Raw genomic sequence first — 22,747 nt, forward strand, 5'->3', positions numbered from 1 at the left:
GCGACGCGCAATATTCCTGGCGCGCCGGAAATCCCGCGTCGAGCGGACTTTTCCGCGTCGCGGAGGACTATCCGCGTCGCGGAACGGAGGGATCGTCCTAGGCCGGTTCGGGCGCGCGGCCGACTTCGCGCCGGGCGAGCTCCAGGCTGATGTCTTCGTACCTGGCCAGGAGCTCCGAGGGCGCACCGTTCCGCGGATCATCCAGCTTGCCGAAGACACAGTCGCTGGCGGCCAGCAGCTCATCGTCGGAGTAGCGGGCCAGCGGTCGGGTCCCGGACGGGTTAATCGAGGCCACGAAATCCGCGGAGAGGTCCAGCGGCTGGAACACCTTTCCGAAGTCGTCGCCGAACATCTGCAGTTCAAGCGAAACCCCGGCAGCAACAGGCATGGCCCCGGCAACGTCGAACTGGCCGGGTCCTCCGTCAATGGCGTTGAGGTCGTTGCGCAGACCGGCAAGGGCGGCCGATTCCACGAAGTCGGCGTGCGCGAGATCGACGCGGATGTGTGAACTGACGCCCATGCGTCGGATGCGCTGGATCAGCTGCATCAGGGCGGGGCGGGAATCCTGGCTGAGGCTGCCCCGGACATCGATCCGGATGACGTCTGCGGCGACATCGAGCTTCACCTGGGCATTGAGAGATTGGTCCATAGGTACTCCAAAGAAAGTGTCTATGGCCGACGGCTCAACCTCACTCAGCGTAACGGCGGGACGGGGCGGGCACAAGTCCCCGGATCAGCCGGCTAGTCAGCCGGCGGCCTGCCGTCCCGGCTCCTGGAAGTGCGTCCGCGTCGCCGAACCGCCAACGGACTCCACCAGCGAGGTGGCAATGTCGCGCAGTTTCACGTTGCCGTGGCTCGACGCGTCGGTGAGGATCTGGACCGCCGTTTCCTGGCTGCAGCGGTTCTGCGCCATCACGATGCCGACCGCCATATCGATGACCGTGCGGGATTCGAGCGTGGCCCGCAGGTTCGTGGCGCTGTCCGTGTGCAGGGAAAAGCGCACGGCCATGCGCAGCGCCTGGGAGATCTGCCGGGTGAAGTCACGCGCCCGGTCTGCGACGTCGCCGTCGAACTTGTGCGGTGCGTCCGAATACAGGTTCAGCGCGGCCTGGGCTTCGCCCTGCAGGTGGAACGGCACCGAAAGCACCGAGCGCAGCCCGTGCGAGGCGACGGCGGTGGCGTAATCGGGGCCCCAGCGGTCTTCCTCGAAAAGGTCCGGGACGTAGACCTCGCGCTCTTCCTGCGCCGCCGTCAGGCAGGGACCCTGCGCCAGCCGGTACTGGATCTCGTCCACTTCCCGGGCGGATTCGCTGCTCCAGCCGATGGTCGCAGCCTTCCGGTCCCGCAGCAGGGTAATCCCGCACAGCGCGTCGTCGCCCTTGCCTGCCACCTGGTGCGCGGAAAAACGCGCGAGTTCGTTGAGAAACTCTTCGAAGTCAGTGCTGTCGAGGATGAGGTTCTGGACCTGGTCGACGGTGCTGACGGTTGCAGGGTATTCCTGGGGCGGGAGCATAGCGCGTTTCTCCAACTACGGGTACAGAGGTACCGATGGGGGTATTTAAGAAATGATAAGTCACCCCCAAAGCACCGTCCATACGTGTCCGCCGCCGGTGAAACCCTAGCTCAGGCCCAGTTCGTCCTTGCCGAAAGCGAACAGGTAGGGGACGCCGGCTTCGGCTTCGATCTTTTCCTTGGCGCCGGTGTCGCGGTCCACGATCACGGCGACGGCCACGACGTTGCCGCCGGCCTTGCGCACGCCCTCGACGGCGGTCAGCGCGGAGCCGCCCGTCGTGGAGGTGTCCTCGAGGACCAGGACCTTGCGGCCCTCAACCGAGGGCCCCTCGACCTGGCGGCCCATGCCGTAGGACTTCTGGGCCTTGCGGACCACGAAGGCGTCCACCGGGCGGCCGGCGTCGACGGCGGCATGCATGACGGCGGTGCCCACCGGGTCCGCCCCCATCGTCAGCCCGCCGGCGCACTCAAAGTCGATCCCGGCGTCGTCCAGCAGGGACAACATGACCTGGCCGACGAGCTTGGACGCCTCGTGGTGCAGGGTGATGCGGCGCAGGTCGATGTAGTAGTCGGCCTCGGCGCCGCTGGAGAGGATGACCTTGCCGCGCACGACGGCCAGCTCCTTGATCAGTTCCAGGAGGCGGGCACGGGCGGCAGCGGCGTCGGCCGCAAAGTCACTGGTGGCAGTCATGGGACCCAGTTTAGTGGCAGGCGCCGGCCCGGATCCCAGTCCGGACGCCAGATGTCGGCACCGCGGCGGCCTCCTCCCGTGCCGGCCTGCCCGCACGGGACTTACGGCACTGGCAGCCGGCGCGGGGCGGGCGTCCGATGTAAGCATGACGGCAGGAACCGAACCTTCCACCCGCTGGCCGGCAATCCCCAAGGACCCCGGCAGCTTCCGGGTCCGGCCCAACCTCTTGGATTATGACGCCAGCTGCGCGGCGTTCTCCTGGGATCACGCCCGCCGGGAGCTGTCCGGCCTGCCGGATGGCCGGGGCCTCAATATCGCTTTTGAGGCGGCCGACCGGCATGCGGCCGGCGGGCTCGGCGGCCGCGAGGCGCTGCGCTTCATCCGGGCCGACGGGAGCAGCCATGCGCTCAGCTACGCGGAGCTGGCAGAGCAAAGCAGCCGGTTCGCCGCGGTGCTGAGCAGCCTCGGCGTCGGGCGCGGCGAGCGCGTCTTCTCCCTCACCGGCCGCAACCCGTCCCTGTACATTGCGATGCTAGGCACCTTCAAGAACGCCAGCGTGTTCTGCCCCCTTTTCTCGGCCTTCGGGCCGGAGCCCGTGCGGCAGCGGCTGCAGCTGGGCTCCGGACGCGCGCTCATCACCACCCGGGCGCTCTACCGGCGGAAAGTGGCCCAGCTGCGCGACTCGCTGCCGGAGCTGCGGCATGTGCTGCTGATCGACGCCGACGGCAGCCCGGAACCGGGCACCCTGGACCTGGCCGCGCTGCTGCAGACGGCCCCGGCCGACGGGCAGATCGCGGCGACCCGGCCCGAGGACATGGCGCTGCTGCACTTCACGTCCGGCACCACCGGGACACCGAAGGGCGCCATCCACGTCCACGACGCCGTCACCGCCCACCACGCGACCGGCACTTTTGCGCTGGACCTGCATCCGGAGGACATCTACTGGTGCACGGCCGATCCCGGCTGGGTGACCGGCACGTCCTACGGGGTCCTGGCCCCGCTCAGCCACGGCGTGACGAGCATCGTGGACGAGGAGGAGATGGACGCGGACCGCTGGTACCGGATCCTCGCCGAGCAGCACGTGACCGTCTGGTACACCGCGCCCACCGCGCTGCGGATGCTGATGAAGGCCGGGGCGGACCGCGCCACGGGGCACGACCTGTCCGCCCTGCGCTTTGTCGCCAGCGTCGGCGAGCCGCTCAATCCGGAGGTCGTGGTCTGGGGCAAGGAAGCCTTCGGCCAGCCGGTGCATGACAACTGGTGGCAGACCGAAACCGGCGGCATCATGATTTCGAACTTCGCGGCCACCGAGATCCGCCCGGGCTCCATGGGCCGGCCGCTGCCCGGCATCGAAGCCGCGCTGGTGGTGCGGGACGCACAGGACAAGCCGGTGCTCAGGGACGGGCAGGCGGTGCTGGTCACCGCGCCGGACACGATGGGTGAGCTTGCGCTGCGGCCCGGCTGGCCCTCGATGTTCCGCGGCTACCTGCACGAGGAGGAGCGCTACCGGCGGTGCTTCGTGGGCGGCTGGTACCTCACCGGCGACCTCGCCAAGCGCGACGCCGACGGCTACTACTGGTTCGTGGGCCGGGGCGACGACGTGATCAAGTCCTCGGGGCACCTGATCGGCCCGTTCGAGGTGGAGAGCTCGCTGATGGAACATGAGGCGGTGGCCGAGGCCGGCGTGATCGGCGTTCCGGACCCGGTGGCCGGCGAGGTGGTCAAGGCCTTCGTGGAGCTGCGCCCCGGCTGGGAGCCGTCGGAGGAACTGCAGCTGGATATCATCGGGTTCGCGCGCAAACGGCTGGGGCCCGCGGTGGCACCCCGGCTGCTGGACTTCACCACGGCGCTGCCGAAAACCCGCAGCGGGAAGATCCTCCGGCGCCTGATCAAGGCCCGCGAACTGGGGCTCCCGGAGGGCGACACGTCCACCATCGAGTCCCCGCCGGGGGCGGCGCCCGACGGCCAGCCCGACGGCCAGCCCGACGGCCAGCCCGACGGCCAGCCCGGCGGGCAGCCCGGCGCTGCGGGACGGGCAGCCGGCACGGCGCCGGAGGGACCGCAGTGACCGGGCCAATGGCGGCGTCCGCCGGGCCGCTGGATCCCGCGCACGGCCGGCACCTGCTGCTGCAGATGCTGCGTGTGCGCCAGCTCGAGGAGAAGTGCGTCGAGCTGTACAGCGCCGCCAAGATCCGCGGCTTCCTGCACGTCTACATCGGCGAGGAGGCGGTGGCGGCCGGGGTGCTGGAAACCCTCGCGCCGGAGGACGCCGTCGTCGCCACCTACCGGGAGCACGGCCACGCCCTGCTGCGCGGCGTGTCCGCCGGCTCGATCCTGGCCGAGATGTACGGCTTCGTGGAGGGCTGCTGCCGAGGCCGCGGCGGCTCCATGCACCTGTTCGACGCCGCCACGCGCTTCTACGGCGGGAACGCGATCGTCGCCGGCGGACTGCCGCTCGCCGTCGGGCTGGCGCTCGCGGACAAGATGGCCGGCCGGTCCCGCGTCACCGTGTGCTTTTTCGGTGAGGGCGCCGTCGCGGAGGGCGAGTTCCATGAAAGCCTCAACCTCGCCGCTCTCTGGCAGCTGCCGGTGCTGTTCTGCTGTGAAAACAACCTTTACGCGATGGGCACGGCGCTGGGCCGTTCCGAGTCGCAGACCGACATCGCGCTGAAGGCGGCCGGCTACGAGATTGCCGCCTGGGCCGTGGACGGGATGGACGTGCTGGCCGTCGAGGAGACCGCCCGTCGCGCCGTCGACGCGGTCCGGGCCGGCGGCGGGCCGCACTTCCTGGAACTGCGCACCTACCGGTTCCGGGCGCATTCGATGTTCGACCCGGAACGGTACCGGGACAAGGCCGAGGTGGCGCGGTGGCTGGAGCGTGATCCGATCACGCTGCTGCGCTCGGCGATGGAGGCCGCCGGCCAGCTGACCGAGGCGGACTGGCAGCAACTGCAGGCCGACGCCGAAGCGGAAGTCGCGGCCGGCGTCGAGGTTGCGGAGGCCGGCACGCCGGAGCCGCTCGAGGACCTCACTCGTTTTGTGTACAGCGACCCCGGCGCCTGGCAGGAAGGGGACGGGTCATGAAATCCAGCTACCGGGAGGCGCTCCGGGCCGGGATCCGCGACGCCCTGCAGCGTGACGAGCGGGTTTTCCTGATGGGCGAGGATGTGGGCGCTTACGGCGGCTCCTTCGCCGTAAGCCTGGGCCTGCTGGAGGAGTTCGGGCCGGAACGGATCCGGGACACCCCGCTGTCCGAGTCCGGGTTCGTCGGCGCCGGGATCGGCGCCGCGCTCGGTGGGATGCGACCCATCGTGGAGATCATGACCGTCAACTTCAGCCTCCTGGCCCTCGACCAGATCGTGAACAACGCCGCATCCCTGCTGCACATGTCCGGCGGCCAGTTCCACGTGCCGCTGGTGATCCGGATGACCACCGGGGCCGGCCGCCAGCTTGGCGCCCAGCATTCGCACAGCCTGGAGGGGTGGTACGCGCACATCCCCGGGCTGCGGATCCTCACCCCCGCCACCCTCGAAGACGCCCGCGGGATGCTGTGGACCGCGCTCCAGGACCCGGACCCGGTGCTGATCTTCGAACACGGCTCGCTCTACAACGTCCCCGGCGAACTCGCCGAGGACGCCGGGGCGGTGGACATCAGCAGCGCCGCCATCCGGCGGCCCGGCGCCGACGTCTCACTCATCACCTACGGCGGGACGCTCCCCCTCACCCTCGAGGCCGCCGGGCAGCTCGCCGCCGAAGGCATCGACGCCGAAGTGCTGGACCTGCGCACGCTGCGGCCGCTCGACGACACCGCCATCCTCGACTCGGTGGCCAGGACACACCGTGCCGTGGTGGTGGACGAGGGCTGGCGCAGCGGCAGCATCTCCGCCGAAATCAGCGCCCGGATCAGCGAACACGCGTTTTTCGAGCTGGACGCGCCCGTAGGCCGGGTCTGCAGCGCCGAGGTGCCGATCCCCTACTCCAAGCACCTTGAACTCGCCGCCCTGCCCTCTGCGGAACGGGTCGTCGCGGCAGCGCGGGAGGCGGTCGGGGCACGTGGGTGACTTCCTGATGCCCTCGCTCGGGGCCGATATGGAGCACGGCAAGATCGTCGAATGGCTGGTCAAGCCCGGCGACTACGTCCGCCGCGGCGACCTCGTGGCCGTGGTGGACACGGACAAGACCGTGATGGACGTCGAATCCTTCCAGGAGGGGGTGGTCGCGGACCTCCTCGTGGACATCGGCGAGACCGTGCCGGTGGGCACGCCGCTGGCCCGGATCACGCAGACCCCGGCCGAGGTCGGGGCTCCCAGCCGCGAGGCGCCGCCGCCCCGGCCCACGGCCGCGAAGCCGGCCCCTCCCCCGGAAGCCCCTCCGATCGCGCCGCCGGTCCGGCACCTCGCGCACCGGCTCGGCGTCGACACCGGACGGATCCACGGCACCGGCAAGGATGGCGCGATCACCCGCGCCGACGTGGAGCACGCCGTGGCAGCCCGTCCGGCGGCCGCAGGGCGGGTGCGGTCCTCGCCGCGGGCCAGACGGCTCGCCGCCGAACTCGGCGTCGAGCTTTCGTCCGTCGCCGGCACCGGACCGGAGGGCGCCGTGACCGTCGAAGACGTGCAGGGCGCCGCAGCCCGCCAGCCGGAGGCCGGTCTCCGGGAGGCGGGACCGCGAGGGGTCCCGCCAGCCGGAGGCCGGTCTCCGGGAGGCGGGACCGCGAGGGGCGGCTGCGGAAGCGCCGGCGGCATCGGCGCAGGCTGCGGAAGCGGCTGAGGCCGAAGCGGCCCCGCCGGAAGCGCCGGCGCAGGCTGCGGAGAAGCCCGCGGAGGCCCGCGGACGGGTGGCCACCCTGCGCCGGGCCATCGGGGCGCTGATGTCGCGCTCCAAGCAGACCATCCCGCACTACTACCTGAGCACAACCCTGGACCTGCGCGCCGCCGTCGGCTGGATGCAGACCGTCAATGCGCAGCGGCCGGTGGCGTCCCGGTTAGTGCCCTCCGCCCTCCTGCTCAAGGCGGCGGCGCTCGCGGCCAAGGAAGTCCCGGAGGTCAACGGCTTCTATCTGGACGGGGAGTACCGGCCCAGCGCCGCGGTGCATCTGGGCGTCGCGGTGGCCCTGCGCCAGGGTGGCCTGGTGGCCCCCGCGCTCCACGACGCCGACACCCTGGCCCTCGACGAGCTGATGGAACAGCTGCGGGACCTGGTCAGCCGCGCGCGGGCCGGACGGCTGCAGCGCGCCGAGATGGCGGACCCCACCATCACCGTGACGAATCTCGGGGACCTCGGCGTGGACAGCGTCTACGGGGTGATCTATCCGCCGCAGGTGGCGATGGTGGGCTTTGGCCGCGTGCTGGAGCAACCCTGGGCGGAGAACGGGATGCTGGGCGTCCGGGCCGCCGCGATCGCCACCCTCTCGGCCGACCACCGGGTCAGCGACGGGTTGCGCGGCGGCCGCTTCCTTGCCCGGATCCAAGAGCTGCTGCAGAAACCGGACGAACTGTGAAGACGGAGACACCATGAATGAACAGGATGCCCGGGCCGCGGTGCGTGCCGCGCTGGGGAAAGTCGCACCGGATGTTGAGCTGGACGACGTCGGCGGCGAGGCCCGGCTCCGGCAGGACCTCGAGCTGGACTCGCTGGATTTCCTGCGGCTCGTTGAAACCATCGACACGGCGACCGGCGTGGACATCCCGGAGCGCGACTATCCGGCAGTCGCCACGGTCGATGGCCTCATTAGTTACCTCGTCGCGCACGGCTGAGGCGCATCCGCGGCTCCGTAACCGCCGTTTTGGTGACGCCAATGGGCACCTGTGGAGCCATCGACCTCAGTTAGGGGCTAGGCGTGCGGCTGGGGCCGGGCCTCGGCGCGGCGCGCGAAGGCGGGGGCGTGTTCCGGGCGGGGTCCGAAGCCGATGAGCCGGGGAATGATGCGGCGGACCGCTGGAATCCGCCGGGCCAGGAAGAGCGCGACGGCCGGAAACTTGGTGCGTTGTCCGGCCATGATCGGGCCAAAGACCGCGCGGTGCATGAGCCGCTGTCCCGTCTGCACGACGACGGTCGGGAGCCGCCGTCGTCGTTCGACGCGTCGGAGGTCCGCCGCCGTGACCCGGCCGCGGAGCAGCGCGGGGGCGAGGATTTCCGCCGCCGCCACGGCGTCCTGGATGGCGAGGTTGATGCCGACACCGCCGGCCGGGGACATCGCATGCGCGGCGTCGCCGATGCAGAGCAGACCGTTGACGTGCCACGACTGCAGCCGGTCCAGGCGGACGTCGAGCCAGTGCAGGTCATCGAGGGAACGGATGGCGTCCACCCGGTCCGCGAGGTCCGGCCGAAGCCCGGCGATCCGGCGCCGGAAGCCCTCGACGCCCTCCGCACGGATCCTGGCGTCGGTGCCTTTCGGGGCGAGGTAGCCCATTTGGTAGTAATCGTTGCGGGACAAGGCCACCAGCGCCTCTCCGGGACCGAACGCCGGCACCAGCCCGGCCACTTCGCCAAGTTCGGCGGGATACCGGGGCAGCCGGAACCACCAGGTGTCGAAAGGAACCGGAAACTCTTTCGGCGCCAGCCCGACGGCGGCACGCAACGCGGAATGGCGGCCGTCCGTCGCGACCACCAGGTCCGCCCGGAGCTCGTCCTGCGCGCCGTCCGGGTCGCGGAACCGGATCCCGCGGACACGGCCCCCGTCGCGAACCAGCCCCGTGGCCGTGTGGCTCATCAGCAGGGTGAAGCCGGGCTCCTCGGCAGCAGCTGCGGCCAGGAAGTTGAGGAAATCCCACTGCGGCATCATGGCGATGTAGTTGTACGGCGGCCGCAGCGAATCAAAGTCGCCCATGGTCACCGGCGGCCCGCCCGGGACCGGGAACACGACGCTCTTCAGGCGGCTTTGCGGCAGGCGGCGGAACTCCTGGCCGAGGCCGAGTTCGTCAATCAGCCGGATGGTGGACGGGTGCACCGTGTCGCCGCGGAAGTCGCGCAGGAAATCCGCGTGCTTTTCCAGGACCGTCACCTGCACCCCGGCCCGGGCCAGCAGCAGGCCGAGCATCATCCCGGCCGGACCGCCGCCGACCACCACGCATCCCGTCGTCTCCATGGCCATACGCTACGCCTGCGAGGGGTGCCGGCGGGAGGGGTCTTGGCGGCGCTTCCGGATTCGGGCGGCGGTTCCGGACAGACGCAGCGCGGACCCGCCTAGCGGCCGTCCGGAAGCTCAGCGGCGGTCCGGAAGCATAGCGAAACCGGGCACCCGGCCGGTCGGCAACAGTTGAGCACGATTGACTCGGCTGGCTAGGCTGTGAGGCATGCGTGAACTCCAGGCGAAGATCATTGAAGAAATGGGCGTGCAGCCCCGGATCGACCCCGCCGGGGAGGTGCGCAAACGCGTCATGTTCCTCAAGGACTACCTCAAGGCGAGCCACACCAAGGGCTTCGTCCTAGGCATCTCCGGCGGCCTCGACTCTTCGCTGGCAGGACGGCTGGCACAGCTCGCGGTCGAGGAGCTCGACGCCGAGGGCGTGGAGGCGAACTTCGTCGCGGTGCGGCTTCCCTACGGCGTGCAGCACGATGAGGACGACGCCCAGGCGGCCCTGGACTTTGTGCGGGCCAAAACGGAGTGGACCTTCAACATCTCGGCCGCGGTGGACGGCTTCGAGGATGAATTCGAAAAGACCGTGGGCAACGGCATTTCCGACTTCCACAAGGGCAACACCAAGGCCCGCACACGCATGATCGCCCAGTACGCCCTGGCCGGGGAGCACAACTACCTGGTGATCGGCACCGACCACGGCGCCGAATCCGTGACCGGATTCTTCACCAAATACGGCGACGGCGGCGCGGACATCCTGCCGCTGTTCGGCCTGAACAAGCGCCAGAACCGCGCCCTGCTGGCCGAACTCGGCGCCCCGGCCCGCATCTGGGAGAAGGTCCCGACGGCGGACCTCCTGGACCACAAGCCCGGACGCACCGATGAGGAAGAACTCGGCCTGAGCTACGACACCATCGATGACTACCTCGAAGGCCGCGAGATCCCCGACGCCGCGGCCGAGCTGATCGAGCAGAAATACCTGCGGACGCGGCACAAGCGCACCGTCCCGGTCACCATCTTCGACACCTGGTGGAAGCAGTGACGCTCCGCTAAGGGTTCCTGGCCGGATCGTTCCGCCCGGTCACCTCCGGACTTCCACGGTGCCCACCATGCCCATGAAGTCATGCAGGCCGCAGATGTAGTCGAACTCGCCGGCCTTGGTGAAGGTCACGGTGAACTTGCTGTGCGGGGGCATGATTCCTGAGTTGAGGTCTCCACCGGCAAACTTCGCCGAGTTGCCCCGGGGGACGAAGACATTGGCGGGTTCCTTGCCGAAAGTGACGGTGTGCGGGGCGCCCATGCCGCTGTTGACGAAGGTCACTTTCTCGCCCACCCGGATTTCCACCTTCTGCTGGACGAAGCGCATCACCATGGACGTTCCGTTATCCGTTCCCGCGATCACGGTGTGTTCGTCCGCCTGGTCCCGGGCGTCCTCCCATGCCTGGCGTCCGTCCCGCAGGATGGCCCGTTCCTGCCTCTCCGCCTGGCGGTCGTACTGCGCCTGGCTGTACGGGTAGTCGGTTCCGGCCGCCCGGACGTGGACTACTCCTTTCATGGCCATGCCGTGGACCAGGCAGTAATAGGTGAAGTTGCCCTTGCGCGGGAATGCCAGGGTGTATTTCGTGACTTGCTTAAAGCCACTGTCGGACACGTTCGTCATGACCCCGGAGTTGTAATACGAATGCCCGTCATAGGCCTTGCCGCCGCGCTGGTAGATGTTCTGCGGCAGCGATGGGTTGAAGGGCTGGGTGGACCTCAGGGACTGGCCTTTGGCCAGGAACGTCACGGTGTGGATCTCGGCGGAGTTGGCCTCCCAGGTGACCTTGTCGCCCGCGTTGATGTAGATGTTTCCGGGCAGGAAGGCCATGCCCTGGATGGCCTGGCTCGAGGATTCGGACCCGACCTGGACCGTCCACGTCCTGGCGGATTCTTCGCCACCCGCGACGGCGGCAGCGCTGACGGCTGGAGCACTGACGGTAAATGGCAACACGAGCGCGGCGATGAAAGCGATGAGAACGCGCAGCAAGCGCGGCGCGTGGGGGGATTCTGCTCGGCGAGTCATGGGACTCATTCCTTTTTGGGGCTGGAGGATTGCGGCCGGGAAACCGGCTCATCTGGTGCGCCGACGCCGCTTCCCGCGACGCCGTTTCGCTCCGGCCTGGACCGCGTCCGCCGCTCTCTTCTCCTGCTCCCAGTCCCCCAGCATTAAGGCGGGGAAGTAGTTTTTGGGCCAGACGCGCCACCCGGACTGGGGAATGGGCGCTGTCTAAAGCGCATGCAGCCACGGCTGCAATTCCAATCGTGCTCCGCGCCAGCCGGTTTGTCGAGACGGCGCCGGCGGCGGCTCAACTGCCCTGCAGCTGCAGGGATATCCGGTGCGCTTCGTCCATCAGCAGGCGCCCGAGGTATTCGCGGCGGTCCGCCCGGAAGCGCGGTTCAATCCCGGTCAGGGACAGCGCCCACGCCGGCCGGCCGCGCTGGTCGAATACGGCGGCGCCCATTCCCCAGCTGCCTTCCAGCACCAGGCCCGGGTTGACCGAATAGCCTGCCTGCCGCGTCGCTTCCAGGTTCGCGCGGACCACTTCCTCGCTGTGGGCGGCGGCAAAGCTCCCGGCGTGGGTGGCCCAGCCGGCCAGCAGTTCTTCCTGCTCCGCCGCGGGCAGGAACGCCATGATGGCGGTGCCGGCGGAGGCAACGCCCAGCGGAAAACGGACACCCTCATGCAGCACGAAGGAGCGGACCGGGAAACTGCCCTCCTCCCGCAGGAGGCACACCGTCTCGGCGCCGCGGCGGATCGAGAAGAAGGCGCTCTCCCCGGTTTCCTCTGCCAGCCGGCGCAGGCTGGGCCGGGCAATGTCCTCCAGCGGGAAACGCGCCGAAGCCACCGATCCCATCAGCAGGATCTCCGGGCCCAGCACCCAGTTGCCGCTGTGCGGATCCTGGTCCAGCAGTCCCTCGGCGGCCAGGGAAGTGAGCAGCCGGTGGGCGGTGGGACGCGTCAGACCGGATTCGCGGACCAGTTCCACGAGCGGGGAGCCTTCCGGCTTCCGTCCCACGATCCTCAGCAGGGCCGCGACGCGGCTTACCACCTGGGCTCCCTGTACGGGGACGGAGTTCATCTTTTCCTCGCATTTCCTCAAAACAATCATCAACCCATCCACATTGTGGACAGTGCCCAGCCTAGCGTCCACACTGTAAAAAAGCACGGAAAGTTGCGGATTTGCGGCGTTGACAGTGCTCTACGCCACACCATAGGCTCCTTCCTCAGGCGAACAGTCCACAAAGTGGATCACGGCGGCGGTCCCGTGGCCAGGCCGCCGGTTACTCAGAAGCTCAATGAGGAGATGCAAATGTCAAAGGTGAAATCCGGCGCGGCAGCGGCGCTGCAGGACGTGCTGCGGGACGGCATGACGCTGGCGGTCGGCGGCTTCGGCCTCAGCGGCATTCCGGCAGACCTGATCGAGGCGGTCCGGGACTCCGGCGTCAAGGACCTCACCGTGGTCTCCAACAACATGGGCGTGGACGGCAAGGGCCTCGGCGTGCTCATCGAGGCGGGCCAGGTCCGCAAGGTCATTGCCTCCTACGTGGGCGAAAACAAGCTCTTCGCGGAGCAGTACCTCGCCGGCCAGCTGGAGGTCGAGTTCACCCCGCAGGGCACCCTCGCCGAGCGCCTCCGCGCCGGCGGCGCCGGCATCCCGGCCTTCTACACCAAGACCGGCGTCGGCACCCTCGTCGCCGAAGGCAAGCCGCTGGCGGAGTTCGACGGCGAAACGTATGTCCAGGAGCGTGCCATCAAGGCCGACGTCTCCCTGGTCCACGCGCACACCGCCGACACGGACGGCAACCTGATCTACCGCTACACCGCGCAGAACTTCAATCCCGTGGTCGCCACGGCCGGCATCGTCACCGTTGCGGAGGCCGAGGTGATCGTCGAACCCGGCGCACTCGATCCCAACCACATCGTCACCCCCGGCGTCTTCGTGCAGCGCCTGGTGCAGGCCAGCGACCGGGCCAAGGACATCGAGCAGCGCACCGTCCGGCCCCGCGCCGAAGCGGCCGAGACGGACAACGCTGCCGCCTCCGCCGTCACCGTCTAATCCGGCCTGAGCGCCGCCACCCACACTTTTCAGGAGAAACACCATGGCTTGGACCCGGAACGAAATGGCCGCCATCGCGGCCGAAGAACTCAATGACGGCGATTACGTCAACCTCGGCATCGGCATCCCCACGCTCGTCGCCAACAACCTGCGCGAGGGCGTCCGCGTGGTGCTGCAGAGCGAGAACGGCCTGCTCGGCATGGGTCCGTTCCCCTACGAGGGCGAGGAGGACGCGGACCTGATCAATGCCGGCAAGCAGACGGTCACCGTCCTGCCCGGCGGCAGCATTTTCGACTCTGCCACCTCCTTCGGCATGATCCGCGGCGGCCACGTCAAGGTCGCCATCCTCGGCGCCATGCAGGTCTCCGGCGCCGGCGACCTGGCCAACTGGACCATCCCCGGCAAGATGGTCAAGGGCATGGGCGGCGCCATGGACCTCGTGGCCGGCACCCCGCGCGTCGTGGTCCTCACCGAACACAACGCCAAGGACGGCACCGCCAAGATCGTGAAGGAATGCACCCTGCCGCTCACCGGGCTGAGCTGCGTGGACCGCATCATCAGCGACCTCGCAGTGTTTGACCTGGTGAAAAATGCGGAAACGGGCGTTCGCCAGCTCACGCTCACCCGCCTCGCCCCCGGCGTAACCGCGGCGGAGATCCGCGAAAAGACTGAAGCCGAGTTCGACGTCGACCCCTCCCTCGAGGCAGCCCCGACGCGTGCCGCCGGCAGCCTGGAAGGAGCCACGGCATGAGCCTCAAGGACCAGTTCGGCAAGGATGTCCTGCTCACCGGCTGGGGCCACAGCCGCTTCGGCAAGCTCACGGAGGAGACCCTCGAGTCCCTCATCGTCCAGGTTGCCACCGAGGCGATCGGCAACGCGGGCGTCGAGCCGGGCCAGATCGACGAGATCTACCTGGGCCAGTTCAACTCCGGCATGATGCCGCTGGCGTTCCCGTCCTCGCTCGCCCTGCAGGTCTCGGAGCAGCTCGCCAACGTGCCATCGACGCGGGTGGAGAACGCGTGCGCCTCGGGCTCGGCCGCGTTCCAGCAGGGCACCAAGTCGCTGCTGGCGGGTACCGCCAAGACGGTTCTGGTGATCGGGGCCGAAAAGATGACCCAGGCCGGCGCCGACGTCGTGGGCGCCGCCCTGCTCGGCGCGGACTACGACATGGCCGGCAAGCCCTCCAGCACCGGCTTCACGGGGCTCTTCGCCGAAGTGGCCAAGCACTACGAGAAGCGCTACGGCGCCAGCGCAGGGAACCTCTCCGACGTGCTCGGCACGATCGCCGCGAAGAACCACCGCAACGGCGTGGACAACCCCTACGCGCAACTCCGCAAGGACCTCGGCGAGGAGTTCTGCCAGACCGTCTCGGACAAGAACCCGATGGTCGCCGACCCGCTGCGCCGCACCGACTGCTCTCCCGTCTCCGACGGCGCCGCCGCCGTCGTGCTCAGCGTTGCACCCACCGGCGGCGCCACCGCGCCGGTCCGGCTGGCCGGCTTCGGCCAGGCGAACGATTTCTTCCCGACCGACCGCCGCGACCCCACCGCCTTTGCCGCGACCCGCGCCTCCTGGCAGCGGGCCCTGGGCATGGCCGGCGTCGGGCTGGAGGACCTGGACTTCGCGGAGGTGCACGACTGCTTCACCATCGCCGAGCTGCTAATGTACGAGGCCATGGGCCTGACCGAGCCGGGCCAGGGCGCCCGCGCGGTCAAGGAAGGCTGGGTCTTCAAGGACGGCAAGCTGCCGGTCAACGTCTCGGGCGGACTCAAGGCCAAGGGCCACCCGGTCGGGGCCACCGGCGTCTCGCAGCATGTCATCGCGGCGATGCAGCTCACCGGCACCGCCGGGGACATGCAGCTGGCCGCCCCGCGACGTGCCGCGGTTCAGAATATGGGCGGCGTGGGCATTGCGAACTACGTCAGCGTGCTTGAAGCCGTCTGAGGCGCCGCCCGCGGACCTGGTGCGGGTCACCAACTGGCTTGGCCTGGCGGCCGGCGCACCCGTGATGGTGCGCCGGCCCGGCCGTGTCCCGGCCGCCGCAACGGTGGAGCTCGCGACCCCGGACGGAAAGATCCTCTGGGTCAGGTACTGGACCTCGGCCGAGCGCGCCATGCTCCATAAGGCCGACGGGACCCAAGTGTGGTGTGAGGCGAACCTTGGCTGAGTCCAGCATTGAAAACGTGGCCGACCTGCTCTTCCGGGACCTGCAGTACCTGAAGGCCAGCAGCGTGGAGCGCTGCGTCACCGACGTGGCCGGGTACCGGGGCGTGGCCGAGGCGGACATCAGCTCCTCGGTGGAACAAAACCTTCGGATGGCCATCCAGGCGGTGAAATCCGGGACCGTGCCGGAGTCATCGCAGCTCAGCCTCGAAGCCAGGGTGGCGCAGGTCCGGTTTCATCAGGGCCTGCGGATCGAGGACGTGCTGCGCGGTTACCGCCTCTCCATGGCCGTGATCCAGGACCGCTTCCTCGACATCGCCCAGGAGCTACGGCTCGGCGACCGGGAAGTCCTCGCCGCGCACCGGGTGCTCTGGGGCGTCAGCGATTCCTACACGGCGGCCCTGGTGCATTCCTACCGCGAAAGCAGCGTCCGGCAGGCCGTGCGCGACCACGAACTCCGGCAGGGCTACCTGCGCGCCGTGCTGGCCGGCACCCTCGCCGGCGCCGAACTGGTGTCCCGTTCCGCCGACTTCGGGATCGATCCGCGGCGCGAATTCCGCGCCCTGCGCGCACGTGCCAGGCCGGGGACGTCCCCGGACGAGCTTCTCGGCGAGCTGGTGGCGCCGCTGCGCAGCGGCGACGGGGTGTTGACCGTCCTGGCCGGCGACGTCGTCGGTTTCCTCGCCGCCAAACCCGCTGCCGGCAGCGCGGCAGCGACCTCACCGCCCTGGCTCAGTCCGACGCCGTCGCCGACCGCGTTTTTGCTGCCGCGTGGCGGCGGGCGGACCGGGGCTCCTATTGCCTGGAGGACCTGACCTGGCGCACCGCGGCCGGCGATCCGGACGTCACCGAGGTGCTGCGCCGGCGGTACCTGGCGCCCTTCGCCGAGGACGCCGAATTCGGCCGGATCGTGCTGGACTCGGTGCGGTCCTACCTGGCCAGCGACCGCCGGATATCCGCGGCCGCGCGGGCACTGTCCGTGCATGAGAACACGCTGCGTTACCGGCTGCAGAAGTTCGAGCAGCTCACCGGCACCCGGCTCGACGCGACCGGGACCCTCGTGGAGCTCTGCTGGGCATTCGAGGCCTGCCAGGACGGCCCAGGCAGGCCCGTCGACGGCCCGTTGTAGGAATCCACAACCCCCGGTCCGTTCCCTTTGAGCTGGCTCCATGTTCGGGGCCGCGACGCATCCGTAGCGTGGTCTGCATCACAGCCGGACGAACTGCTGACCCCTGTGCCCGACGGGCCGGACGATGCGGCACCCTTCGTCCGGGCCCATCGGATCTGGGAGTCACCGGATGAGCGTCATCACCGCAGCACCACCCGTCAGCAGGACCCGTCAACTCGCGGCCGCAACGGTCGGCAACATTGTCGAATGGTTCGACTGGTACGTCTATTCCATGCTGGCGCTGTACTTTTCCAGCCAGTTCTTTCCCAAGACCGGCGACCCCGTGGTCCCGCTGCTCAGCGCCATGGCGATCTTCGCCGTCGGCTTCTTCATGCGGCCGCTCGGCGGCCTGCTGGGCGGCATGGTGGCGGACCGCCTGGGACGGAAGAAGGCGCTAACCGCGACCGTCATGTTGATGGGCGTCGGCAGCCTGCTGGTGGCCGTGGCACCCACCTACGACCAGGTCGGCGTGCTCTCGCCGATCCTGCTGGTGGTGGCCAGGCTCCTGCAGGGCCTCTCCACCGGCGGCGAATTTGCTGCCTCCTCGACGTTCCTGGTCGAGTCGGCTCCGGAGGGCCGCCGCGGCTTCTTCTCCAGCTTCCTCTACATCGGCGCGACGCTCGGCAACGTGGTGGCGATCGGCTCCGTGGCGCTCCTCGTGGCCGGGCTCCCGGACGACGCCATGCACGAATGGGGCTGGCGCGTGCCGTTCGCCATCGGAACCCTCGGCGCGGTGGCCGGCCTGTTCATCCGCCGCTTCGCCGAAGAAACGCTGGCGCTCGACGACGCCGCCGATCCGTCCGTCCCGCCCGGCGCCAAGCCCGCCCGGCCCTCGGCCTTCGAGTTCATGCGCACCCACCCCAAGGAATGCCTGCTGGTGTTTGGCATCAACGCCGCGCCGACCCTGTTCTTCTACGTCTTCTCCTCCTACCTGCCTACTTACGCGCACATCACGGTGGGCTTCGACATGAAGAACGCACTTTTCGTTGGCCTGATCTCGCTGAGCTACTTCGCGGTCCTGCAGCCGCTGATGGGCATCCTCTCGGACCGGATCGGACGCAAGCCGCTGCTGCTGGCGTTCGGCGTCGGCTTCACCGTGCTGACCATCCCCCTGCTCCACATGCTGCAGAACAGCTTCCTGTCCCTGCTGCTGGTTCAGATGGCCGCCCTGACGCTGCTCGCCTGCTACACCTCCATCACCTCCGCCGTGATGTGCGAGCTCTTCCCGGCCCGGATCAGGGCCGCCGGCATCGGCCTCCCCTACGCCCTGGGCGTGGCGCTGGTCGGCGGCACGGGACCGTACGTGGCCACCTGGCTGGCCGATGCCAAGATGATCGACGCCTTCGGCTGGTACCTGACCATCCTCGCTGCGATCACGACGGCGGTCTTCCTGCGCCTCAAGGAGAGCTACCGGACGGGGCTGCCGCAGTGAGCGTGATCGGATTCTTTGACCGCGGCTGGAGCTGCAACCCGAATGGCGTCGCCTACGTGCAGGAAGAAACCGCCTTCACCTTCACCGAGGCCGGCGAACTGTCCTGCCGGATCGCCAACGCACTGCTGGACTCGGGCCTCTCCCCCGATGCCAAGATCGCGGTGCTCTCCCCGAACGATCCCCTCGCGTGGATCTGTGTGCTCGGCGTCTGGCGGGCGGGACTGACCTGGATCCCGGCCAACCCGGCGAGCCCGACCGGTGAAACGGCGCAGCTGCTGGCCGGATTCGACGCGGAACTGGTGATCTTCCATGCCGGCCTGGACGAGCCGGTCCGGCAGCTCCAGGACGGGCTGCCCGGGGTCCGTCACTGGATCCGGTTCGGGCCGGACGCCGCCGCCGAGGCCGCGGGTTCCGCCGCACCCGGGACGCCCGGGACAACCCCCTTCAGCCAGTGGATCGCGGCCCAGCCGGCGACCAAGCCGGCCGTCGACGCGGCCCCGGAGGACGTGGTCTCACTGGCCCCCACCGGCGGCACCACGGGTTTGCCGAAGGGCGTCATGAACACCAACCGGAGCCTGTCCGCGTTTGTGGCGCACCTGATGATGGCGGCCCACTACGGCTCGGAGGATGCCGTGGTGAACCTCGCCGCCGCGCCGATGACGCACACCGCGGGCCTGCTGAGCCTGGCCGCCACGGCCCGCGGCGGGACCGTGGTGGTCCTGCCCAAGGCGAACCCCCGCGCAGTCCTCGACGCGATCGAGGGATACGCGGTGACGGACCTGTTCCTGCCTCCCACCGTGATCTACCGGCTCCTGGAGGTCCTCAAGGAACAACCACGGGACCTCTCCTCGCTGCACTACCTGATCTACGGCGCGGCCCCGATGTCGGTCGAGAAGCTGCGCCAGGCACTGACGGCGATCGGTCCGGTGATGATGGAACTCTACGGACAGATGGAGGCGCCGGCGTCGGTGACCTTCCTGCGCCCGGATGAGCACTTCGTGGCCGGCGCGATCGCCCCGGACTCCCGGCTCTCCTCCTGCGGCCGGCCGTATCCGCTGGTCGAGGTCGAGATCCGCGACGACGACGGCCAGGCGCTTCCGGCCGGGACCCCCGGCGAGATCTGCGTCCGCGGCGACCTGGTCATGAAGGGCTACTACAAGAACCCGGATCAAACGGCGCAGGCGCTGCGCGACGGCTGGCTGCACACCGGCGACATCGGCGTCTTCGACGAGGAGGGCTACCTGCACCTGACCGACCGGCGGCGGGACCTGATCATCTCCGGCGGCTTCAACGTCTACCCGAGCGAAGTCGAGCAGGTGATCTGGAGCCACCCGGCCGTGCGCGACTGCGCGGTCGTCGGTTCCCCGCACCCTGATTGGGGCGAGGCGGTGACCGCCGTCGTCGAACTGAACGAGGGCTGCACCGTCACAGAGGCGGAAGTCATCGCCCTGTGCAAGCAGGAACTGGGCAGCATCCGGGCACCGAAAGCCGTACACCTGGTCCCCGCGCTGCCGCGCAGTGTCAACGGCAAAGTCCTGAAGAAGAACATCCGCGAAACTTTTTGGCGCAACGAGAAATCCAAGATCTAGGAGAACACTGATGACGAAGAGACTGCAGGGAAAGATTGCCCTCGTGGTGGGCGCCGGTTCGAGCGCCCCGGGAATGGGCAACGGCAAGGCCACGGCCATCGCGTTTGCCCGCGAGGGCGCCACGGTGGTGTGCGCGGACGTCAACGAGGCGGCAGCGAAGGAGACGGAGGGCCTGATCCTGGCCGAGGGCGGCCAGGCACGGCATCTCGCCTTCGATGTGACGGACTCCGCCGCGGTGGGCCGCGCCGTCGCGTCCGTCATCGAAGAATTCGGCCGGATCGACGTCCTCGACAACAACGTCGGCATCGCCAAGGTAGGCGGCGTGGTTGAACTCGACGAGGCCGAGTGGGACCGGGTCCACGCGATCAACCTGAAGGGCCCGTTCCTGACCATGAAGCACGTCATCCCGCACATGGTTGCCCAGGGCGGCGGCTCCATCATCAACATTTCCTCGCTGGCGGGCATCCGCTGGACCGGCGTCCCGTACGCCACCTACTACTCCTCCAAGGCGGCGCTGAACCACCTGAGCCGCACCACCGCGGCGGAGTACGCGGCGAAGCACGTGCGGGTCAACGCCATCCTGCCGGGGCTGATGGAAACGCCCATGGTGACCGAATCCGCCGAGTTGGCCGGCGCCTACGCGGACGGGCAGCGCGAGGAAATGCTGAAGAAGCGGCACGCCCAGGTGCCCATGGGCCACATGGGCACCGCCTGGGACGTCGCCAATGCCGCAGTCTTCCTGGCCAGCGACGAGTCCGCCTACGTCACCGGGATCGAATTGCGGGTCGACGGCGGCATCTCACTGGGCTTCTAGGGCAACTATTAGGGCAACAAAGGTCAGGAGTAGTCGTTGTAGAAACCGCGGCCGCTCTTGACCCCCAGCCAGCCCTTTTCGATGTAGTCCTGCAGCAGCGGCGCCGACTTGTTCTCCACGCCGGCCAGCCCGCAGTAGTGGTTTTCGATGTCGAGAACCACGTCCAGGCCCACCTGGTCCATGAAGCGGAACGGTGCGGTGTCGGCCTTGAACACGTCGAGGAACAAGGCGTCGACGTCTTCGGGTTCGGCAACCCCCTCCGCCACAACCAGCAGGGACTCGCGCTTGATCGCGGCCCAGACGCGGTTGAAGATGAAGCCGGTGCTCTGCTTGCGGACCAGGTGCGGGGCCAGCGCGTATTTCGGCAGCTCGGCCATCAGCAGCTCAATGATCGCCGGATCGGTGCGGCCGCTGGACATCAGCTCCACCGAGCGCACCGCCGGCGGCATGTAAAAGTGCAGGTTCAGGACGCGTTCCGGCGCGTCCACCCCGTCGATGAATTCGGCCGAAGCGAACGAGGAGGAATTGCTCGCCAGCACGGCGTCGGGCGCGGCCAGCCGGTCAAGATCAGCGAAGATCTTCTTCTTGAGTTCGAGCTTTTCCGGCACCGCCTCGACAACGAGCCAGGCGTCCCGGAGGGCTGCGGCAAGGTCATCGCCGGCCGTGAACCGCCCCTCGGCAGTGCCGCCGAACTCATCCGCGACGCCGGGACGCTCGGTTCCGATGTAGTCGACGGCGGCCTGGGCCACGGCAAGGTTCGTGTCGAAGACGCGCACCTCGGCGCCCCGGAGCGAGAGCATCAGCGCGATGCGGCGGCCCAGCGTGCCGCCGCCGATCACGGTGATGGGTCGGCCTGCAATGTCGGCCGGAAGGGTGAAGCTCATGTCAGTTCCTTTCAGGAGGCTGCTGACGGTCCAGCAACCGGGTTGATGGGGTTGTTGCGGGTCGTCGCCTTGGCGGTCAGCACCAGGGCGGGGACGGCGGCCAGCACCAGCGCGGCACCATAGATCAGCGTCGTCCCCTTCATCCCTGCCACGGCGACCAGCAGCCCGGCGGCCACGGCCGGGACACTGAAGCCGAGGTAACAAATCAGGTAGATGCTGGAGAGCATCCCGATGCGCTCGTGCGGCCCGCACAGCGGCAGCGTCATCCGCATCGCGCCGAAGTAGCCGCTGCCGAATCCGACGCCGGCCACCATGGTGCCGGTGAAGTAGAGCGGCGCGGACCCCAGCTGCACGGCGAGGACTGTCAGGGATATCCCGGCGATCAGGGAGACGACACCGGTCAGGAGCGTGTTCCGGTCGGACCAGCGGCGGACGACGAGGATTGCCAGCGCCCCCGGGACGAAGAGGGCGAACAGGGCCAGCCCGCCCACCAGCACGGAACTGTCCTTCGTGATCGAATGCGCAAGGGCAGGGCCGAGGGAGAGGTAGAAGCCTGCGAGCGCCCAGGTCGCGGCCGCCACCGGCATGGTCGCAGCCATTGTCTTGCGCGCGGAACTGGGGACCTTCGCCTCGGGAACCAGGGAACGGAGCCAGCCGGGGGCTTTCCGCCCCGCGCTCGGCAGCCACAGCAGGGCGGTCCCGAGAACCAGCAGCAGGGCCGCGAGGAAAAAGTACACGGTCTTGGTCGGTTCCGGCAGGAACCGGACAAGGGACGCCGAGCCGAGCGCGCCGATGGAGAGCCCGACCGGCGAAGCGGCACTGTTCACGAGGGAACCACGGCCCCGGCGGCCGGCGCCTTCGAAGGCCAGCAGAGCGGCGCCGGCCGCGCCCATGGCCGCGCCGGTAGCGACACCCTGCAGGGCCCTCGCCGCGAGGAGCATTTCCGGACCGGGAGCGAAGGCGAAGGTCATCATGGCCCCGATCTGCAGCGCCACGGCCCCCAGCAGCACGGGCCGCGTGCCGAGATGGTCCGCCAGCGACCCGACCACCAGCAGCGTCAGCAGCACGGCCACCGCGTACACCGCGAAGACGACCGTCACAGCGGCGGAGCCGAGCCCCCATTCCCGAGCGTAAAACTCGTACAACGGCGACGGCGCCGACGAGGCCCCGATAAAGACCGTCAGGAGCGCCGCGTGAAGCCAGAACGCGGTACCGGTGTTCTTCAATGCTTTCCCTGCCTGCCAACCAGATAACTAACGCACAATCTGTGCATTAAGAGACTAGCACCGGACGCCGCCACTAAAGCAGAAGTTGTGCCT

The 22,747-nt window shown here is 68.9% G+C and carries 24 protein-coding genes; 16 read left to right on the top strand and 8 right to left on the bottom strand.

Annotated elements, in window-relative coordinates; all coding sequences use genetic code 11:
* Positions 1 to 97: 97 nt before the first annotated feature.
* The 3 genes from AC1DBD_RS06445 to pyrE form a co-directional block, all read right to left on the bottom strand.
* Positions 98 to 649, bottom strand: a complete 552-nt coding sequence (locus tag AC1DBD_RS06445) for a hypothetical protein (RefSeq protein ID WP_441417928.1) — start codon at positions 647 to 649, stop codon at positions 98 to 100.
* Between the two features lie 96 nt (positions 650 to 745).
* On the bottom strand, positions 746 to 1,513 hold the full coding sequence (locus AC1DBD_RS06450; RefSeq protein WP_441417929.1) for a GAF and ANTAR domain-containing protein: 768 nt from the start codon (positions 1,511 to 1,513) through the stop codon (positions 746 to 748).
* A 105-nt stretch (positions 1,514 to 1,618) separates the two neighbouring features.
* On the bottom strand, positions 1,619 to 2,203 hold the full coding sequence (gene pyrE, locus AC1DBD_RS06455; protein ID WP_175322180.1) for an orotate phosphoribosyltransferase: 585 nt from the start codon (positions 2,201 to 2,203) through the stop codon (positions 1,619 to 1,621).
* Positions 2,204 to 2,348: 145 nt separating this feature from the next.
* On the opposite strand from pyrE, the gene acsA reads away from it, so the two are divergent.
* The 6 genes from acsA to AC1DBD_RS06485 all read left to right on the top strand — a co-directional run bounded on the left by acsA (position 2,349) and on the right by AC1DBD_RS06485 (position 7,959).
* Complete coding sequence (gene acsA, locus AC1DBD_RS06460) at positions 2,349 to 4,271, top strand: acetate--CoA ligase (RefSeq protein WP_476981683.1); 1,923 nt, start codon at positions 2,349 to 2,351, stop codon at positions 4,269 to 4,271.
* A gap of 8 nt (positions 4,272 to 4,279) precedes the next feature.
* Positions 4,280 to 5,287: a pyruvate dehydrogenase (acetyl-transferring) E1 component subunit alpha gene (pdhA, locus tag AC1DBD_RS06465; protein WP_441418172.1), complete on the top strand. Its 1,008-nt coding sequence runs from the start codon at positions 4,280 to 4,282 to the stop codon at positions 5,285 to 5,287.
* Positions 5,284 to 6,264: an alpha-ketoacid dehydrogenase subunit beta gene (locus tag AC1DBD_RS06470; protein WP_476981684.1), complete on the top strand. Its 981-nt coding sequence runs from the start codon at positions 5,284 to 5,286 to the stop codon at positions 6,262 to 6,264. The genes pdhA and AC1DBD_RS06470 overlap by 4 nt, the downstream gene beginning before the upstream one ends.
* Positions 6,257 to 6,973, top strand: coding sequence for an E3 binding domain-containing protein (locus tag AC1DBD_RS06475; protein ID WP_476981685.1), 717 nt, complete (start codon positions 6,257 to 6,259; stop codon positions 6,971 to 6,973). The genes AC1DBD_RS06470 and AC1DBD_RS06475 overlap by 8 nt, the downstream gene beginning before the upstream one ends.
* A 67-nt stretch (positions 6,974 to 7,040) precedes the next feature.
* The gene (locus AC1DBD_RS06480; protein WP_476981686.1) at positions 7,041 to 7,703 is read left to right on the top strand and encodes a 2-oxo acid dehydrogenase subunit E2; all 663 of its coding nucleotides are present in this window, start codon (positions 7,041 to 7,043) and stop codon (positions 7,701 to 7,703) included.
* A 13-nt stretch (positions 7,704 to 7,716) separates the two neighbouring features.
* The gene (locus AC1DBD_RS06485; protein WP_441417933.1) at positions 7,717 to 7,959 is read left to right on the top strand and encodes an acyl carrier protein; all 243 of its coding nucleotides are present in this window, start codon (positions 7,717 to 7,719) and stop codon (positions 7,957 to 7,959) included.
* Between the two features lie 77 nt (positions 7,960 to 8,036).
* Here AC1DBD_RS06485 and AC1DBD_RS06490 read toward each other — a convergent pair whose 3' ends face one another.
* A complete protein-coding gene (locus tag AC1DBD_RS06490; protein WP_476981687.1) occupies positions 8,037 to 9,290 on the bottom strand; it encodes an FAD-dependent oxidoreductase in 1,254 nt (417 codons plus the stop codon).
* A 208-nt stretch (positions 9,291 to 9,498) separates the two neighbouring features.
* On the opposite strand from AC1DBD_RS06490, the gene nadE reads away from it, so the two are divergent.
* Positions 9,499 to 10,323, top strand: coding sequence for an ammonia-dependent NAD(+) synthetase (gene nadE, locus AC1DBD_RS06495; RefSeq protein WP_476981688.1), 825 nt, complete (start codon positions 9,499 to 9,501; stop codon positions 10,321 to 10,323).
* Positions 10,324 to 10,362: 39 nt separating this feature from the next.
* Here the strand turns inward: nadE and AC1DBD_RS06500 are convergent, their stop codons facing one another.
* The gene (locus AC1DBD_RS06500; protein ID WP_476981689.1) at positions 10,363 to 11,343 is read right to left on the bottom strand and encodes a plastocyanin/azurin family copper-binding protein; all 981 of its coding nucleotides are present in this window, start codon (positions 11,341 to 11,343) and stop codon (positions 10,363 to 10,365) included.
* 283 nt (positions 11,344 to 11,626) lie between these two features.
* Positions 11,627 to 12,400: an IclR family transcriptional regulator gene (locus tag AC1DBD_RS06505; protein ID WP_476892896.1), complete on the bottom strand. Its 774-nt coding sequence runs from the start codon at positions 12,398 to 12,400 to the stop codon at positions 11,627 to 11,629.
* A 231-nt stretch (positions 12,401 to 12,631) separates the two neighbouring features.
* Between AC1DBD_RS06505 and AC1DBD_RS06510 the strand changes: the two genes are divergently transcribed.
* The 9 genes from AC1DBD_RS06510 to AC1DBD_RS06550 all read left to right on the top strand — a co-directional run bounded on the left by AC1DBD_RS06510 (position 12,632) and on the right by AC1DBD_RS06550 (position 20,544).
* Positions 12,632 to 13,378, top strand: a complete 747-nt coding sequence (locus tag AC1DBD_RS06510; RefSeq protein WP_476908971.1) for a CoA transferase subunit A — start codon at positions 12,632 to 12,634, stop codon at positions 13,376 to 13,378.
* Positions 13,379 to 13,421: 43 nt separating this feature from the next.
* Positions 13,422 to 14,129 (top strand): CoA transferase subunit B, encoded by a 708-nt coding sequence (locus AC1DBD_RS06515; RefSeq protein WP_476981690.1) that lies wholly within the window; start codon positions 13,422 to 13,424, stop codon positions 14,127 to 14,129.
* The gene (locus AC1DBD_RS06520; protein WP_476981691.1) at positions 14,126 to 15,322 is read left to right on the top strand and encodes an acetyl-CoA acetyltransferase; all 1,197 of its coding nucleotides are present in this window, start codon (positions 14,126 to 14,128) and stop codon (positions 15,320 to 15,322) included. The genes AC1DBD_RS06515 and AC1DBD_RS06520 overlap by 4 nt, the downstream gene beginning before the upstream one ends.
* A complete protein-coding gene (locus tag AC1DBD_RS06525) occupies positions 15,309 to 15,545 on the top strand; it encodes a hypothetical protein (RefSeq protein ID WP_441417941.1) in 237 nt (78 codons plus the stop codon). The genes AC1DBD_RS06520 and AC1DBD_RS06525 overlap by 14 nt, the downstream gene beginning before the upstream one ends.
* Positions 15,538 to 16,356, top strand: coding sequence for an RsbRD N-terminal domain-containing protein (locus AC1DBD_RS06530; RefSeq protein ID WP_476981692.1), 819 nt, complete (start codon positions 15,538 to 15,540; stop codon positions 16,354 to 16,356). The genes AC1DBD_RS06525 and AC1DBD_RS06530 overlap by 8 nt, the downstream gene beginning before the upstream one ends.
* A gap of 38 nt (positions 16,357 to 16,394) precedes the next feature.
* Positions 16,395 to 16,670, top strand: coding sequence for a helix-turn-helix domain-containing protein (locus tag AC1DBD_RS06535; protein WP_476981693.1), 276 nt, complete (start codon positions 16,395 to 16,397; stop codon positions 16,668 to 16,670).
* Positions 16,671 to 16,839: 169 nt separating this feature from the next.
* Positions 16,840 to 18,141 (top strand): MFS transporter, encoded by a 1,302-nt coding sequence (locus AC1DBD_RS06540; protein WP_476981694.1) that lies wholly within the window; start codon positions 16,840 to 16,842, stop codon positions 18,139 to 18,141.
* Entirely contained in the window at positions 18,138 to 19,730 is a 1,593-nt protein-coding gene (locus tag AC1DBD_RS06545) for a class I adenylate-forming enzyme family protein (protein WP_476892898.1), read from the top strand. The genes AC1DBD_RS06540 and AC1DBD_RS06545 overlap by 4 nt, the downstream gene beginning before the upstream one ends.
* Before the next feature lie 10 nt (positions 19,731 to 19,740).
* Positions 19,741 to 20,544, top strand: coding sequence for an SDR family NAD(P)-dependent oxidoreductase (locus tag AC1DBD_RS06550; RefSeq protein ID WP_441417944.1), 804 nt, complete (start codon positions 19,741 to 19,743; stop codon positions 20,542 to 20,544).
* Positions 20,545 to 20,567: 23 nt separating this feature from the next.
* Here AC1DBD_RS06550 and AC1DBD_RS06555 read toward each other — a convergent pair whose 3' ends face one another.
* Positions 20,568 to 21,428 (bottom strand): 3-hydroxyacyl-CoA dehydrogenase family protein, encoded by an 861-nt coding sequence (locus AC1DBD_RS06555; protein WP_476981695.1) that lies wholly within the window; start codon positions 21,426 to 21,428, stop codon positions 20,568 to 20,570.
* A gap of 11 nt (positions 21,429 to 21,439) precedes the next feature.
* The gene (locus tag AC1DBD_RS06560) at positions 21,440 to 22,654 is read right to left on the bottom strand and encodes an MFS transporter (protein ID WP_441417946.1); all 1,215 of its coding nucleotides are present in this window, start codon (positions 22,652 to 22,654) and stop codon (positions 21,440 to 21,442) included.
* Positions 22,655 to 22,747 lie beyond the last annotated feature (93 nt).

It is taken from the genome of Arthrobacter sp. 10T419 (assembly GCF_056394105.1).

Excerpts from the sequence above, each read along its gene's own strand:
- AC1DBD_RS06445 (WP_441417928.1), bottom strand. The coding sequence starts at position 649 with ATGGACCAATCTCTCAATGCCCAGGTGAAGCTCGATGTCGCCGCAGAC.
- AC1DBD_RS06450 (WP_441417929.1), bottom strand. The coding sequence starts at position 1,513 with ATGCTCCCGCCCCAGGAATACCCTGCAACCGTCAGCACCGTCGACCAG.
- pyrE (WP_175322180.1), bottom strand. The coding sequence starts at position 2,203 with ATGACTGCCACCAGTGACTTTGCGGCCGACGCCGCTGCCGCCCGTGCC.
- acsA (WP_476981683.1), top strand. The coding sequence starts at position 2,349 with ATGACGGCAGGAACCGAACCTTCCACCCGCTGGCCGGCAATCCCCAAG.
- pdhA (WP_441418172.1), top strand. The coding sequence starts at position 4,280 with ATGGCGGCGTCCGCCGGGCCGCTGGATCCCGCGCACGGCCGGCACCTG.
- AC1DBD_RS06470 (WP_476981684.1), top strand. The coding sequence starts at position 5,284 with ATGAAATCCAGCTACCGGGAGGCGCTCCGGGCCGGGATCCGCGACGCC.
- AC1DBD_RS06485 (WP_441417933.1), top strand. The coding sequence starts at position 7,717 with ATGAATGAACAGGATGCCCGGGCCGCGGTGCGTGCCGCGCTGGGGAAA.
- AC1DBD_RS06490 (WP_476981687.1), bottom strand. The coding sequence starts at position 9,290 with ATGGAGACGACGGGATGCGTGGTGGTCGGCGGCGGTCCGGCCGGGATG.
- nadE (WP_476981688.1), top strand. The coding sequence starts at position 9,499 with ATGCGTGAACTCCAGGCGAAGATCATTGAAGAAATGGGCGTGCAGCCC.
- AC1DBD_RS06500 (WP_476981689.1), bottom strand. The coding sequence starts at position 11,343 with ATGACTCGCCGAGCAGAATCCCCCCACGCGCCGCGCTTGCTGCGCGTT.
- AC1DBD_RS06505 (WP_476892896.1), bottom strand. The coding sequence starts at position 12,400 with ATGAACTCCGTCCCCGTACAGGGAGCCCAGGTGGTAAGCCGCGTCGCG.
- AC1DBD_RS06510 (WP_476908971.1), top strand. The coding sequence starts at position 12,632 with ATGTCAAAGGTGAAATCCGGCGCGGCAGCGGCGCTGCAGGACGTGCTG.
- AC1DBD_RS06515 (WP_476981690.1), top strand. The coding sequence starts at position 13,422 with ATGGCTTGGACCCGGAACGAAATGGCCGCCATCGCGGCCGAAGAACTC.
- AC1DBD_RS06520 (WP_476981691.1), top strand. The coding sequence starts at position 14,126 with ATGAGCCTCAAGGACCAGTTCGGCAAGGATGTCCTGCTCACCGGCTGG.
- AC1DBD_RS06540 (WP_476981694.1), top strand. The coding sequence starts at position 16,840 with ATGAGCGTCATCACCGCAGCACCACCCGTCAGCAGGACCCGTCAACTC.
- AC1DBD_RS06550 (WP_441417944.1), top strand. The coding sequence starts at position 19,741 with ATGACGAAGAGACTGCAGGGAAAGATTGCCCTCGTGGTGGGCGCCGGT.
- AC1DBD_RS06555 (WP_476981695.1), bottom strand. The coding sequence starts at position 21,428 with ATGAGCTTCACCCTTCCGGCCGACATTGCAGGCCGACCCATCACCGTG.